This window comes from Oricola cellulosilytica (genome assembly GCF_019966575.1).
In the GTDB taxonomy this organism is placed as follows: Bacteria; Pseudomonadota; Alphaproteobacteria; order Rhizobiales; family Rhizobiaceae; genus Oricola; species Oricola cellulosilytica.
The window spans coordinates 428,195-443,499 of sequence record NZ_JAINFK010000003.1 but is presented as its reverse complement, the minus strand read 5'-3'; the positions used below and the strand labels follow the sequence as shown (position 1 = coordinate 443,499).

Annotated in this window: 12 protein-coding genes; 3 read left to right on the top strand and 9 right to left on the bottom strand. The window is 62.0% G+C overall.

Going from position 1 to position 15,305, the window contains the following annotated elements; all coding sequences use genetic code 11:
• Positions 1 to 8: 8 nt before the first annotated feature.
• Positions 9 to 797, bottom strand: a complete 789-nt coding sequence (locus LC298_RS09685) for a DeoR/GlpR family DNA-binding transcription regulator (protein ID WP_131569249.1) — start codon at positions 795 to 797, stop codon at positions 9 to 11.
• 137 nt (positions 798 to 934) lie between these two features.
• On the opposite strand from LC298_RS09685, the gene LC298_RS09680 reads away from it, so the two are divergent.
• On the top strand, positions 935 to 1,084 hold the full coding sequence (locus LC298_RS09680) for a DUF3309 family protein (RefSeq protein ID WP_131569247.1): 150 nt from the start codon (positions 935 to 937) through the stop codon (positions 1,082 to 1,084).
• 10 nt (positions 1,085 to 1,094) lie between these two features.
• Here LC298_RS09680 and pyc read toward each other — a convergent pair whose 3' ends face one another.
• Entirely contained in the window at positions 1,095 to 4,556 is a 3,462-nt protein-coding gene (gene pyc / locus LC298_RS09675) for a pyruvate carboxylase (RefSeq protein WP_131569245.1), read from the bottom strand.
• A gap of 139 nt (positions 4,557 to 4,695) precedes the next feature.
• Here pyc and LC298_RS09670 point away from each other — a divergent pair, with 139 nt between their 5' ends.
• Positions 4,696 to 5,910 (top strand): acyl-CoA dehydrogenase, encoded by a 1,215-nt coding sequence (locus LC298_RS09670; RefSeq protein ID WP_131569243.1) that lies wholly within the window; start codon positions 4,696 to 4,698, stop codon positions 5,908 to 5,910.
• Positions 5,911 to 6,065: 155 nt separating this feature from the next.
• Positions 6,066 to 7,718 (top strand): Na/Pi cotransporter family protein, encoded by a 1,653-nt coding sequence (locus tag LC298_RS09665; protein WP_131569241.1) that lies wholly within the window; start codon positions 6,066 to 6,068, stop codon positions 7,716 to 7,718.
• A 49-nt stretch (positions 7,719 to 7,767) separates the two neighbouring features.
• Here LC298_RS09665 and LC298_RS09660 read toward each other — a convergent pair whose 3' ends face one another.
• From LC298_RS09660 to LC298_RS09635, 7 genes are all read right to left on the bottom strand, one after another.
• A complete protein-coding gene (locus LC298_RS09660) occupies positions 7,768 to 8,181 on the bottom strand; it encodes a hypothetical protein (RefSeq protein WP_131569238.1) in 414 nt (137 codons plus the stop codon).
• A gap of 16 nt (positions 8,182 to 8,197) precedes the next feature.
• The gene (locus LC298_RS09655) at positions 8,198 to 9,085 is read right to left on the bottom strand and encodes a DUF2391 family protein (protein WP_158284777.1); all 888 of its coding nucleotides are present in this window, start codon (positions 9,083 to 9,085) and stop codon (positions 8,198 to 8,200) included.
• Positions 9,086 to 9,146: 61 nt separating this feature from the next.
• Positions 9,147 to 9,269, bottom strand: coding sequence for a hypothetical protein (locus LC298_RS18025; RefSeq protein ID WP_263289090.1), 123 nt, complete (start codon positions 9,267 to 9,269; stop codon positions 9,147 to 9,149).
• A complete protein-coding gene (locus LC298_RS09650; RefSeq protein ID WP_131569234.1) occupies positions 9,269 to 9,799 on the bottom strand; it encodes a DUF2478 domain-containing protein in 531 nt (176 codons plus the stop codon). The genes LC298_RS18025 and LC298_RS09650 overlap by 1 nt, the downstream gene beginning before the upstream one ends.
• Complete coding sequence (locus tag LC298_RS09645) at positions 9,796 to 11,964, bottom strand: HEAT repeat domain-containing protein (RefSeq protein ID WP_158284776.1); 2,169 nt, start codon at positions 11,962 to 11,964, stop codon at positions 9,796 to 9,798. Before LC298_RS09645 ends, LC298_RS09650 begins: the two co-directional genes overlap by 4 nt.
• 64 nt (positions 11,965 to 12,028) lie before the next feature.
• Positions 12,029 to 14,704, bottom strand: a complete 2,676-nt coding sequence (locus tag LC298_RS09640) for an arsenate reductase (azurin) large subunit (protein ID WP_131569230.1) — start codon at positions 14,702 to 14,704, stop codon at positions 12,029 to 12,031.
• Positions 14,705 to 14,717: 13 nt separating this feature from the next.
• Entirely contained in the window at positions 14,718 to 15,305 is a 588-nt protein-coding gene (locus tag LC298_RS09635; RefSeq protein ID WP_131569227.1) for an arsenate reductase (azurin) small subunit, read from the bottom strand.

Sequence of the window (15,305 nt, the reverse complement as noted above, 5' to 3'; positions counted from 1 at the left end):
ATCTACTCTCATCCTGCGAACTCGATCATCGCGCCGGCCTCCCGGCATGCGGCGACGGCCGCTTCGGCTGCGTCCTGCTCGACGATGACGGCGGAACATTCGCTCACCGGCATGACGCAATAGGGTGCGGCCCTGCCGAGTTTCGCATTCGTCACCGGGACAACGACAGCGCCGCTTCGCGCCGCGATGATGCGTTTAAACTCGGCGTCTTCTGCATGAAACGCGGTGACGCCGGCTGCAGCATCGACGCCGCATGCCCCCAGAAAACAGACATCCGGCCTAAAAAAGGCCGCTTCACGGACGGCATGTGCCCCCACGCTCGCACCGATCTCATGATCCACCGTTCCTCCGATCACGATCACCTCGCAGTCCTTCCGGTCTGCGATCACGGCAGCGATCCGCGGCGCGTTGGTGACGCAAGTCAGCGAACGGCCCTCCGGCAACGCCTGGGCGATCGCAAGGTTGCTGGAGGCGGCGTCGAGGAACAGAACGGCATTCTCGCCCACCCACTGCACCGCTGCACAAGCCAGCGCCGCCTTTCCGGCTGTGTCAATGCCCGTACGCTCGGACAGCGAACCAGCCCTTCCGGTGACGGGCAATGCGCCGCCATAGACCCGGTCGCATAAACCCCTTGCGGCCATTTCCCGGAGATCGCGCCGGATAGTATCTTCCGACACCCGCAACTCCGCGGCCAGATCGGAAGCAATCACCCGTCCCTCGGCCGCGAGCCGGCCCATGATCAGGTCCTGTCTTTCCGCAAGCAGCAATTCGCGATTCCCGAATCTCACATCATGCATGAACATGCATAAACGTGCATGAACGTAGAAGCAAGCGGAACCTTCGCCGCTGATGACGTCGCGGCGCCGGTTGTTGATCAGGGAACGGAAATGTGATCGCCGCGTTTAGCGAAAAGATTTAACGGAAAGGGACGGCCATGACGCTCGGCACAATTCTCGTAATTATTCTTATCCTGCTTCTTCTCGGCGCAATTCCGGCGCGCGGCCGCTTCGGCAACGCCCCGCTCGGCATTGTCGGCACAATCCTCGTCATCGTGATCATTCTGATGCTGATCGGCGCTATCTGACGCGAGTGATCTATCCGTAAAGAATCAGCAGGTCCTTTGCATCAATCTGATCGCCGGCCTTCACCAGAACGTCGGCGATCGTTCCGTCGCGCTCCGCATGGATTGCAGTTTCCATCTTCATCGCTTCGATGGACACCAGCACGTCGCCTGATTTGACCTGCTGGCCTGACGAAACGGCGACCGTCGAGATGACGCCGGGCATCGGCGCGCCAACCTGCGCTTCGTTGCCCGCCTCCGCCTTCCGACGGACCAAGCCTCCCGAAGCGCCATGCGCCCGATCCGGTACCTTGATGCGGCGCGGCTGGCCATTCAGCTCGAAGAATACCGTGACCATCCCCTTTTCGTCGGTCTCGCCGACGGCAAGGCAGCGCATGACGAGCGTCTTGCCTTTTTCGATCTCGACAAACACCTCTTCCCCCGGCTCCAGCCCGTAAAAGTACACCGGCGTGGAAAGAGCGCTGACCGGTCCGTACATGGCCTGTGCGCGTGCGAAATCCGTGAAGACCTTCGGGTACATCAGGTAAGAGGCGAGTTCGAACTCGCTCACCTTGCGCTCGACGACCTGTTCGATCTCCTTTCGCTTTTCGGCTAGATCGGCCGGGGGTAAAAGAGAGCCTGGAACATCGGTGTAAGCCTTCTCCCCCTTCAGGACCTTTTTCTGGATTGCCTTCGGCCACCCCGAAGGCGGCTGGCCGAGATCCCCGCGCATCATCGACACGACCGAATCCGGGAAGGAGATATCCCTGTCCGGGTCCTTCACGTCTTCGACGCTAAGGTCCTGGCTGACCATCATCAATGCCATGTCGCCAACCACCTTCGAGGAGGGCGTCACCTTGACGATGTCGCCGAACATCATGTTGACGTCGTGATAGGCGCGCGCGACCTCGTGCCAGCGCGTCTGCAGTCCGAGCGCTCGGGCCTGCTCCTTCAGGTTGGTGAACTGACCGCCGGGCATCTCGTGGAGATAGACTTCCGAGGCCGGGGACTGCGAGATGTTCTCGAAGGCGGCATACTGGCCGCGCACAGCCTCCCAATAGAAGGAGATCTTGCGGATCCATTCGGTATCAAGGCCAGGATCGCGCTCTGTGCCCGCCAGCGCCTCGACAATCGAGCCAAGGCACGGCTGCGAGGTGTTGCCGGAGAGCGCATCCATGGCCGCGTCGATCGCGTCGACGCCGGATTCCACCGCAGCGAGCACCGTCGCCGCGGAAATGCCGGAGGTGTCGTGGGTGTGGAAGTGAATCGGAAGATCGGTCGAATCCCGCAATGCCTTGAAGAGTTGGCGCGCGGCCTCCGGCTTGAGCAGGCCCGCCATGTCCTTGACCGCAAGCATATGGGCACCGGCCGCTTCCAGTTCGCGGGCCAGATCGATATAATATTTGAGGTCGTATTTGGGGCGCGCGGAGTTTAGGATATCGCCCGTGTAGCAGATGGTCGCCTCGCAGATATGGTTCTCTTCGCACACCGCGTCCATCGCAACGCGCATGTTGTCGACCCAGTTGAGGCAGTCGAAGACGCGGAACAGGTCGATGCCGCCCTCAGCGGCCTGGCGGACGAAGTGCTTGACCACATTGTCCGGATAGTTGGTGTAGCCGACGCCATTGGCGCCGCGCAGCAGCATTTGCAGCAGGATGTTGGGAGCCTGCTCGCGAATGCCGGCGAGACGCTCCCACGGATCTTCGGTAAGAAACCGCATGGCCACATCGAAGGTGGCGCCGCCCCAGCATTCCAGCGACAGGAGTTCGGGAAGCGCCCGCGCGTAGGTTCCCGCGATCGCGACGATATCGGCGGTCCGCATGCGCGTCGCCAACAGGCTCTGGTGACCGTCTCGCATGGTCGTGTCGGTGACCAGCACCTGTTTTTGCTCGCGCAGCCATTTGGCGAAGCCGGCCGGGCCGAGTTCGTCGAGCCGACGCTTCGTCCCTCCCTCGGGAATGGGAATGCCGACCCACGGCACGTGTGGCCTCGCCGCATCCGCCGGCGGCCGCGGTCGGTCCTTGGTTTCCGGATGTCCGTTGACCGTGACGTCGGCCAGATAGGTCAGCAGCTTCGTTGCGCGATCCTGCCGCTTCACCTGGGCAAACAGTTCGGGCGTCGTGTCGATGAACTTCGTCGTGTATGAATTGTCGTGAAACTTCGGATGACTGATGATCGCTTCCAGAAACGTCAGATTGGTCGCCACGCCGCGGATACGGAACTCCCGCAGCGCACGGTCCATCCGTTTAATCGCCTCCTCCGGCGTCGGCGCCCAGGCAGTTACTTTCTCCAGAAGCGGATCGTAGAACCGGGTGATGACCGCGCCTGAATAGGCCGTGCCGCCATCGAGCCGGATGCCGAAGCCCGTCGCCCCGCGATAGGCGGTAATGCGTCCGTAATCCGGGATAAAATTCTGCTCCGGATCCTCGGTCGTGATCCGGCACTGCAAGGAGTGGCCATTGAGCTTGATATCGCCTTGTGCCGGAACGCCCGATTCCGGTTTGCCGATCGCCGCGCCATCCAGAATGTGGATCTGCGCCTTGACGATATCGATCCCGGTGACCTCCTCGGTCACCGTGTGCTCGACCTGGATCCGCGGATTGACCTCGATGAAGTAGAATTTGCCGGTGTCGGCATCCATCAGGAACTCGACGGTACCGGCGCCGATATAGTCGGTTTTCTTCGCGATCTTCAGCGCATAACCGGCAAGCTCGGCGCGCTGCGCGTCATCGAAATAGGGGGCCGGCGCCCGCTCGACGACCTTCTGGTTGCGGCGCTGGATCGAACAGTCGCGCTCGAACAGGTGGACCTGGTTGCCATGGGTGTCGCCGAGAATCTGCACTTCCACGTGGCGCGCCCGTTCGACCAGCTTCTCGAGATAAACCTCATCCTTGCCGAAGGCGGCCATCGCCTCGCGTTTCGCCTCGACGACTTCCCGCTCGATCTCCTTTTCGGACCGGATCGCGCGCATGCCACGGCCACCGCCGCCCCACGAGGCCTTGAGCATCACGGGGTAGCCGATTTCGGCGGCCAGTTTCTTTACCGCCGCGATGTCGTCGGGCAACGGTTCGGTGGCGGGCACGACCGGCACCCCGGCGGAAATGGCCAAATTGCGGGCCGCGACCTTGTTGCCCAGCGACCGCATGGTTCCCGGCTTCGGGCCGATGAAGGTCACGCCCGCTTCCGCGCACGCCTCCACGAATTCAGGACTTTCGGAGAGAAGACCATAACCTGGGTGAATGGCGTCCGCCCCCGACTGGCGCGCGACCCGAAGGATCTCCTCGATCGACAGATAGCTTTCGATCGGGCCGAGATCGCGGTCGAGATGCGGTCCGCGTCCGACCTGATAGCTCTCGTCGGCCTTGAAGCGGTGCAGAGCAAGCTTGTCCTCCTCGGCCCAGACCGCCACCGTCTGGATGCCGAGTTCGTTGGCTGCCCGGAACACCCGAATGGCGATTTCCGATCGATTGGCGACGAGAATTTTCGAGATTGGCAAGAGACGGCCCCCGGTCAACGCGTGTTGAAGCCGTTACATATCCAAATGCATTGTGCGGCGCAAACAGAGCCTTTGCCGCTTGCACGCAGGAACTGAAAGTTGCCTATTGTACCGGTGGCTTTCTCGATGGAGCTGAAAGATGTTGCAAGACCACAAGGCCGGTCATGGCCCCACGCTCTCCGATTTCGACTGGGAGGATCCGTTCCGGCTGGCCGAGCAGCTCAGCGAAGACGAACGGATGATCGCGGACAGTGCGGCCGCCTATGCGGCGGAGAAGCTTCTTCCGCGCGTCACCGACGCCTATCTGAAGGAAACTGTCGAACCGGAAATATTTGCCGAGATGGGCGGTATGGGTCTGCTCGGCGTCACCATACCCGAGGAGTATGGCGGTATCGGCGCATCCTATGTTGCCTACGGCCTTGTCGCCCGAGAGGTCGAACGCGTCGATTCCGGCTACCGCTCGATGATGAGCGTCCAGTCATCGCTCGTCATGTACCCGATCCACGCCTACGGCTCCGATGCGCAGCGCAAGAGATATCTGCCCAAGCTCGCGGCGGGCGAGTGGATCGGCTGCTTCGGCCTGACCGAACCCGACGCCGGATCGGATCCGGGCGGGATGAAGACCCGCGCCCAGAAAATCGACGGAGGCTACCGCCTCAGCGGCGCGAAAATGTGGATCTCCAACAGTCCGGTCGCGGACGTGTTCGTCGTCTGGGCGAAATCCGATGCGCATGACGGCAAGATCCGCGGTTTCGTCCTCGAAAAGGGCATGAAGGGTCTGAGCGCTCCGAAGATCGGCGGAAAACTGTCTCTTCGCGCCTCGGTCACCGGCGAAATCGTCATGGATGGCGTCGAGGTCGGGGATGACGCGCTGTTGCCGAACGTGGAAGGACTGAAGGGCCCGTTCGGGTGCCTCAACCGGGCCCGCTACGGTATCTCGTGGGGCGCAATGGGCGCGGCCGAGGACTGCTGGCGGAGAGCCCGGCAATACGGGCTCGAACGCATGCAGTTCGGCCGGCCTCTCGCGCAGACGCAGCTCTACCAGAAAAAACTCGCCGACATGCAGACCGAGATCACGCTGGGGCTGCAGGCTTCGCTGCGGGTCGGACGGATGATGGATGAAGGCACCGCCGCTCCGGAAGCGATCAGCCTCGTCAAGCGCAACAATTGCGGCAAGGCGCTAGACATCGCCCGCGCGGCACGCGACATGCACGGGGGCAACGGCATCATGGCCGAATACCACGTCATGCGGCACGCGCAGAACCTCGAAACGGTCAACACCTACGAGGGAACGCACGACGTGCACGCTCTGATCCTTGGCCGCGCGCAAACCGGTCTGCAGGCGTTCTTCTAGAATTCGTCCGTCGGTTCCGGAAACCCGGCTGCCCTTGGGATGACGAATCCCCGGGGTGTACCGATCCAAGTTGCAAACCGTGCGGAAAGGGGATTTCATTGCTTCTCCCTGGCGCCCGCCGGTTTTCATTGGTCTGCCGTCGGCCGGAGAAATAAATGCACCCGACAGTTCTTCTGCTCAATCTTGCCGCTGCGGTGATGCTGCTGCTTTGGGCCGTGCGAATGGTGCGCACGGGCGTCGAGCGCGCTTACGGGACCTCGCTGAAGAAAGCCTTGCGCGAGACGACAGGCTCCCACGTCACGGCTGCCGGGGCCGGATGTATCCTCGCGGTCTTCCTGCAGAGCTCGACGGCCGTGGGGGTCTTGGCCGCCGGTTTCGCGGCGAGCGGGATCCTGCCGCTGCCCGCGGGAATCGCGACGCTGATCGGCGCCGATCTCGGCTCGGCCCTCGTCGTGCAGATCCTCTCGATCGATCTGTCGGCGCTGGTGCCGGTGCTGCTGCTGGTCGGCGCGACGATGTTCCTGAAGTTCGAGGGCCGCCAGATTCGCCAGATCGGGCGCATTCTGCTTGGCATCGCCTTCATACTGATAGCGCTCCAGATGATTGCCAGCTCCACGGAGCCGCTGCGCCATAGCGAGATCCTGCCTCAGATCACGGGCTATCTCAGCAACGACCCGATCACGTCATTTGCCGTCGCCGCGCTCGCCACCTGGCTGTTTCATTCGTCGGTGGCGGCGGTGTTGCTGCTGGTCTCCTTCGCCCAACAAGGCCTGCTGCCGCTGGAGGTCGCGCTTCCGATGGTGCTGGGTGCGAATGCCGGTGGCGGAATAATCGCCGTTTGGCTGACCCGCGGGCTGGGACTGGAGGCGCGCCGGATTACCCTTGGCAACCTCCTCTTCCGCGGGACGTTCGCGCTCCTGGCGCTGGCGGCGATCCAGCTGTTTCCGTTGCCGATGGAGTATCTGGGAGGAACCGAAGCGCGGCAACTCGTCAACGCGCATCTGGCGTTCAATGTCGTGCTCGTCGCCGTCAGCCTGCCGCTCGCCGGCTTGATGGCGCGGCTGACCACGGCCGTTTTGGGCGGGGCAGGCGGGGATGAAATGACCGGGCTTGCCGGCCCGGCGAGCGCGCTCGACCGTTCCGTCATCGATGTACCCAGCCTCGCGCTCGCCAGTGCAACCCGCGAGTTGCTGCGCATGGGCGAGACGGTCGAGAGGATGTTCCGGCCGGTGATGGACCTTTTCGATCATGGCGCGTCCGACAGGATCGCGATGGTCCGCAAACTCGATCGGGAGGTCAACCGCGCCCACACGGAGATCAAGCTGTTCCTTGCCGAGGTCAACCGGGGTGAACTGTCGGAGGAGGAGGCGCGGCGCGGCGTCGAACTGACGGATTTCGCGATCAATCTGGAGCATGTCGGCGACATCATCGCCAAGACGCTGATGCCCTTGGCCGAGGAAAAAATGGCGAGGCGTCTGCGGTTTTCTCCGGCCGGGTGGAGCGAGATGAACGCGCTTCACGCCCGTGTCACATCGAACCTGCAATTGGCGCTCAATGTCCTGATTTCGGGCGACCTCGATTCGGCCCGGCAGCTCGTCAAGGAAAAGGAACAGATGCGCCGGCTCGAAAGGAGCAGCCACGAGAGGCATCTTCGGCGGCTTCAGTCGGGCGAGGTGTCGAGCATCGAGACGAGCAACATGCATCTCGAGATCGTGAGGGCGCTCAAGGAAATCAATTCGCTGCTGGCGACCGTGGCCTATCCGATCCTCAGCGGCAGCGGCGGTCTGCTGGAGAGCCGTCTCGCCTGAAAGGAGCAAGGTCCGGCCGGCCTCTTCCGGCTCCGAGCATCGGTGCCCTCTACTGGTGCGACTCCACCCGGAACACCGGTGGAAGTTCGCGCGGATCGTCTTGCAGGAAGAGTGTGAAATCGTAACGTTCGCCGGGACCGATCTGGGACACGAGCAAGGTGTAGGTTTGCTTCACCCCAGGAACGTCGGCAGAAATCTTGAGCTCTTTCACCCCCTCATCACCCGTGTTCGTTACTGTGACTGGCGTGCGCCAAACGGTCCCCATACGCTCAGCCTTGTCCCCCTCCACCGTGAAGTCGAACGCCGCCGGCTTGTTCAAATCGGTCGCATGCCAGAGAAGATACCCGAATAACCCGATCACCAGCACGGCAGCGGCCAATCGGGTGACCCATTCAACTATGGTGGGGGGGTCGTCATGCACCTTTTCGTCGCCATCGTCATGGTCGCTGTCCGTCTTGCTCATCTGAGATGTTCCCGCGTCATAGAAGTATCCGGCCCGCGGCGCCCCCAAGGGTAGCGGCGTAGCCGAGAATGATTGTGTGAACGACCTGGAGGTGCAGGGGCATGCCGGGAGTCAGATAGCCGAAGAGCCATAGCATCGCGTAGGAGGCAATGAGGGCGCTGAGGTAACTGAAGATGGTGCTGGAAAATGTGTCGGTTAGCGCGACGCGTTCGTCGCCGCTCACACCTTCGGTCCGGGTGTGAAAGACCAGAAGCCATGATGTTATGAGTGAAAAGAGGGCGATACCGGCAACGTGCCACCCACCCACCGATTGCGCGATGACCTGATGTTCCACCGTCGGCGCAATATTGAACGAGAACAGCAACGCCCCTAAAAAAGTGGCAAGCAGCGCCCTGAGATCGGGATTAATGCGAGATGCCGGGTTCGACCGGGCCACGGCGCCACGCCCGCCGAGTTGCGAGATCGCTACGCTCGCGCCCATCCCCGTAGGCACGGACTCCAGAGCCACAAGGCGCGCGATGATGTCGAGTGATTCCCCCCACTGATAACGTCCGATAAGAAGCAGCGTCATCGCGCTGGCAAAGATCCCGACACCCATCGAAGTCACGCCATCAAGTACGACAGACCGCTTGAGGTTTTCCTTCCTAAAACCGGAAAAGAGGAAAAATGCGGCGCAAAGAAACACGCCAAAGATCATCCATAAGACCACCAGCCATCCCGGGAGAAGCCGTGGGCGGTCCCACATTTCCATCGTGTACAGCAAAGGAAGCGCTACGAGCAGCGCGCCGCAGAACGCACGGTTCAGGCTGTACAGCTCGAGCTTCCACAGTGGAAGCATATCCCCGTCGACCGGGATACGGGTGTTGAGCGGAGAAATGAATCGGTGAACCCGCGAGACGAGCATTGCGCATCTCTTTTCCATTTCCCGGGAGTTTGCAAGGGCTGTGAATCGGCGAAATGCGGAGCTAGAACAGGATGTCCACCGTGCTCGCCTTCAACGTCGCGTTGCAGAGCGTGGCGGAGAGGGGGATTCGAACCCCGATACGGTCGCTTGGATACAGCATTTCGATTGCGGTGCATTCGACCATTATGCCAGCTCTCCGTGTCGCTCCTCTTGCGAGACCACGCTTTCCACCCAAGCCATCAATGCACCGAGATCGGCAGGCAGTCCGACAGCCTCGCCACCGGTGAATTCGATGAAGGGGGCCGCATTGAGCGGATTGAGGCCGACAATGACCGGAATATCGCGCGACAACGCTTCGCCAATGACTTCGCGCATGCCACGTCCGGCGGCCTCGTGCTTGCCGAACTTGTTCACAATAAGAAGGTCAGCACCTCCTTGAATATGCGTGCTAACAAGGCCAACCGCCTCTTCCAGCGCGCCCGAGTCGAGCCGGCAGCCGCGCGCGCCCCTGCCGAGTGACTGCGAAATGCGAAGACGCGGACCGTCCGGCAGGACCTTCGCCTCCATGTCGCACGGCAGACGGTCACAGCGCTCAACATTGTTTTGCACAATGCCACAAGCCCTGATCCCCCTGGCCGCAACGCAATCGGCAAAGCGCGACAGCAGCAGATCGTTGTCGCCCTTGGGGGGCGCACTGACAAAGACGATGTTCACGACAGAGCCGGTTCAGCGCGGGGCCGACCGTCAGCGTTGCGCACCGATGCGCGGTTCGCAAGAGCTTGCAGGATCACGAGCGCCTTGCGCGGCGAAAGATGCGCGTCTGAGAGGGTGATCGCCGCCATTCGCAGGGCATGCGGGGCATCGGCCAATACAATTGAAAGCGCGTCGGCTCGTTCGGCTGTCAGCAACCGGTTGACCGCCGCACCGATCATGGCATCCGAACCGAACGAAAGAATGGCCTCGCAGGCGGCCATGCGAACGGCAAGCGCATCGTCGGCGATCAGTTCCACTGCCATTTCCCCAGGAAGGTGGCGTATGGCCGCTGCGCGAACAAGCGCGTCGCTGTCCTTGATTGCCGCCGCCAATACGTCGGGAGCTAAATCCCCTAAAGTCAGGATAGAGAAAGCGGCCAGCCGGATCCCGGGTTCGGGGTCGGAGAAGGCAGCCTGAGCAGCGGCCATCGCCTCCGGATATTTTCCTGCGACCTGGCAAAAGGACGAGAGTGCTACCCAGGCCGTCAACCGAATTTCGGTGACCGGGTCGAGGCAGCGAGAAAGGATGGCCGCGCCAATCGGGTCGACGCCCAATCCGGCGCACAGCCGCATCGCGTCGAGCGCGACGCTCTCGGCGATTTCATCGGGTCCCTCGACCGGCCGGCGTTTGCGTCGCTTCCCGCCGGCTTCTTCCGGAGTGTTCTCAGCGAGCTCAGGCTCGGAACCACCCTCCTGCTCGTCAAGGATTGCGTCAAGTGTGGACGCTGCTTCCGGATCCCTGCCCGCATCCTCGACAATGTCACCATCCGGCGTGATGCGGATACGCCGTACGCCAGGGCCTTCACCCTTGGGCAACGCGAGATCGGGGCCACCTTGTTCCGGCCTTTCCCGCGTGGGCCGGTCGGGCAGCGGCAGCGTACCAGCGATCGCCTCGTGGAGAACCGTCAGCGCCTCCATGTCCCCCGCCTCCGCACGGTCCCGCAGTGCGACGAGGGAGGCGACCCGAACTTGTTGTGCGGGGTTCGCAAGCAGCGCGCCGTATCGAGACGTCGCGACGGCCGGATGGACGGCCGCCAGCGAGGCCACGGCGGCAAGGCGTGCTTCCAGCGGCCGACCCGTGTCCTCGATCAAGCCCAGCAGCGGCCCCTCTGCCCGGTTCGGTGCATAGAGCGGCAGATTACGCGCCGTCGTAGTTGCGAGCGCAGACCCGCCGTTTTGCAGCCAGGCCAGCATGTTGTCGACAAGCGCTTCGTGGAGTTCCGACGTGATTGGCCGGGAAAGATGATCGAGCGCCTCCGCCTGAACCGTTTCAGAAGCGTCAGAAAGGCCTATGATGGCGAGGTCCGGTTGCACCGGTGCGAAATGGCAGATCGACAGGCGGCGTACATCCGGATCGGGGTCGTCGACCACGAGCGCCCTTGCGCGAGAATCGTCGGGATCGAGCAGCGGCACAGCCATGCCGCGCAGTTGTGCATCAGCTGAGGACAGCAATGTCTCGAGATGCCGGAGCAGCGCGTCCGGATCGGCGCTGGCGAGGGAATCGAGAACCCGTCTCCTGCCCAATCCGCTCTCCTGATCCATCAGCATCAATAATCTTTCGGTTCCCTCCGCACCCATGGTGGCCAAGGCGCGAAACACCTGCACGTCGAGCGTCTGCCCGCACTCATCGTCCCTCGCGGCCAGGAGATCCTCGATCGCCTCCGTCACACCGAGCGCACCGAGCGCGGCGATCGACGCAATCTGGATGTCCAGCCAATCCTCCCAATCGCTGCCTTCCGCCTCCCATGCGACGCGATCATCACTGCTCGATCGAACGAGCGCGCGGAGCAGGTCCGTCGAGCCGAGGTCTCCGATTTGCGTAAGGAGATCAATCGCGTCCAACTTCACCTCGCGGTCCGGGTCTCCCTCTAGCGACCGCCGGATCGTTTCGGCGTCGTCGCGCAAGGCAATGCCCCGAAGTCCTTCCATTGCATCGCCGCGGATATCGGGATCCGGGTCGAGCAACGCCTCCAGCAACAGGAGTCTACGGGCGTCCGGATCGCCATCGAGCGTCGCGACCGCACGGATTGCAGCGGAGCGCAAGACTTCATTATCGCTGTCCAGATATCGCGACAGCGCAGTGACAAGAGAGATGTCCTCCCTCACGTGGTCAGTTTGCGCTTGCATTGGCGTTCCCCAAGGTTTCCGCATGCGGCCGACCGCCAGAAAGTGCCAGACGACCGGGTTTGCTTCAGGCTATGTCGCGGCGGGCGAACGACATGGAGCGGAACTGCGTCTTGTACGGGCTTTCGCCCATCTTCCGCACTTTTCCGACGCCCATTTTGTAGTTGTAGTTGCCGCTGATCCAGTCGACGACGCGGCCCGCAAGCGCGTTGGCCGGCTGGGAGGTATGCAGGAAGTCCATATAGCCGAGGTTCTCCTTGACCGCCGGTGTGACGATCGCCACCGCAGTGATCGATGCGCGCGTCAGCTCGATATGCCCGTTCTTCATGAGCGAGGCGAAATCAAAGTCGCTGTCCTCCACTCCGATAATCGTGTCCTTCTGAACCGGAATCCGATCCGAGTAGACCTGCACATAATCGCCGCTTTCGATGCCGCGCGCCTCGGCGACCGAGGGATGCAACTCGATCCAGTTTTCCGGCCAGCGCTGAACGATATAGGGCCGTCGACGGTCATCGTAGCCGGATTGCCACCGCTCGTTGATACGCCCCGAACTGATCCAGATCTCGTCCTCGCGGGGACGCAGCCATTCCCAGTAGCTCGAGAACAGGTCCCAAGGCGCCTTCTGGATATTGCACTTCCCCGTCTGGCTGTTGAAATGCGTCAGCTTCTTGTTGAACACGGTCGCCCCGACCGGACCGATGTCTGGCAACACGCGATCAACGTCGTGGAGGCGCTTCGTCTCGACAAGATTGCCGTCGATGTCCATGAGCACCGGCCCCTGGATGCCATTGGTGCCGAACTCGCCAAGTTTCTCGTGCAGAGTTCTGCCCTCGCGCTGGGCCGCCACCTTGACCATGTTGAAGTCCTTACGGCTGCCACGAGAATGGCGAGCACCTTCCTCCAGCACATCGTTCGAGTTCTGCCAGTCAAAACCCTCGAAACCCATTTTTCTTGCGAGCTGGGCGATGATCCACCAATCGGGTTTCGCCTCGCCGGGCGCATCGTAGAACTTTGGATAGAGCCGAATGCGGCGTTCGCCATTGGCCCGGGTAAAGGTTTCCTCGCCCCATCCCGATGCGGGGAAGATGATATCGGCATATCGCGCGCCGATCGGGTCGACCAGATAGATGTCCTGGTTCCAGACTACCATGCCGCCAGAATCCGCGCGCCGCTTGAGGGTGTCGACGATGTCCTGCCTGTCGAAGCTCATTACCTGATGCGGATTGCGTGTCGTCAGCTCGTCGAACTTGGCCTGAAGCGATTGCGATCCGCACATCGCCTGCACCCAGGTGGTGCCGATGACATGGGCCAGCCGCGTGTGGCCCGACATCAGGTAGCGGTCGGTGTCCATCGCGCGGCGGCGCCGGCCGGGCAGCTTTTCGGGCGACTTGTTGCGCGGATAGCTGCCTCCGCGCAGACCGCCGCGCTGGTGGCCGCCGGCGCGGCCAATCACCTGACCGGGCCGGCCTCCCGCCCCGACGGTGATCCCGAGCGCCGAAATGGCTTGCGTGTTGCCGGTGTTATTCGACCAGTAAAAGCCTTTTTCGATCATGATGGAGGTCTTGGGACGCGAGCCATCCTCGCGGGGCTTTGCCATCCACTCCGCTGCGGTGTAGATCTTCTGAACGTCGATCTGCGCAATTTCAGCAGCCTTCTCCGGCACCGAATAATCCTGGGCGAGAAGCCACTCCTTCCAGTCATCGAAGCCGGCGGTCTGGAACTTGCCCCAAGTCGTGCGCCATTGCCACGGCGTGTTGCGCGTGCCCTGGCCGAAACCGGACGAGCTTTCCCATTTATTGTTGACCCATTTCTGGATCCACTCCCGGTCTTCCCAGCCGTTCTCGACGATCACCCGCGCGATAGCGAGCACCACCGGCAAATCGGTGCCGGGCTGGATGTCGATGACCATGCCGCCATTCTTCTCAGCAAAGGCCGTCCCGGAAGTCCGGCGCGGCAGCAGGAAGATTGTCTTCTGTCCATTCTGGATCGCCGGCATGATGAAATCGGTGAAGAGAATGGTTTTCGATTCGTAGGGGTCCGTGCCACACATCAAAAGCGTGTCCGCATCGGCCCAGTCGTCATAGCTCGGTCCGAAATTGTCGAAGCCGGCATCCCGGAAACCGGGGGTCGACGTCACGTCCGAAGGCGTGTCGTGAAAGGTGAAGTTCGCCGTGCGCACATGACGAAGCGCATATTTCGTGATCGCATAGGTGTTCTCCATATAGCCATAGGAGAATGTCTTGACGCCGTAGGCGTTCGTGCCGTGCTTCTCCAGCACGTGATTGCCCACCTCGGCTGCGATATCCAATGCGAAATCCCAGGTCACGGGCATCAGCACACCGAACATCCGAACCATTGGCGATTTCAGCCGGTCGCGGGTCGGCGTTTGTGGATTGTAAACCTTCTGGGCGATGGCGCCGCCACGAATCGACGAATTGCCCGAGTAGTTGACGAATTCGGTCTCCTTGTCGGGAATGATCACCACGTGGTGCGGCTCGCCATTGTGCAGCACGATGTTGTGCTGGTTCGGCGCAACCCACGCACCGAGCGGAGCGACCGGAAAATCTTCGCCGAAGGCGTTTTCCTCGGCCTTTGGACCGCCGTTGCGGCCGCCGGCAACAGGCCAGCGATAAACCTTGTAGCCGCAGGCGACGATGCAATAGTCGCATGCCGTTGAAACCACATCCGCATCGGGGGGCGGCAGCGGAACGGAGGTTTCCGGGACGTAATAGGGTGTGGACATCTCGTGTTCCTCCTCAGCCCTGCAGATTGTCGAAGCGGCCGTAGATCAGGCCGAACATGCCGACGGCGTAGATATCGTCGCCATCGAGTTCCAGCAGCACCTGCGGCAGCGACTGATAGGCTTGTCCGGCGATGAAGATGCCATGCCGGGTCAGGTCGAAAGTCGTTAGATGCAGCGGGCAAGGGCCAAGCGCCTTATCGGCGGCCTGATAGGTTCCTTGCAGGGGGCCGCCCTGATGGGTGCAGGTGTAGTTGAAGGCAACGACGTCCTTCTCGGGGCCAATGCCGCCACCGGCCTCGCGGCCGAGCTTGACGAGGATCGATTCCGCGTATTCGCCCTCGTCCGGGTATTCGAAATCGAAAGGCACGTCCGTTTCGAGTTCGCTCAGCTTCGCGATGAGCTTGCGCGGATATGTCGAGACAGCAGCCGGTGTCTGGGCCTGGGCGAGGCCAGGGATGCCGACCATCACGACCGTCGTGGCGATTCCTCCTGTCAGGAGGAACTGGCGCCGGTTCATGAGGCAGCGGCGCGTGCCCGCCTTCTCGGCTTCTCCGTTGTTGCCATTGATGGCTGCGAGGATTTTCGGATCAACGTTCTTCAT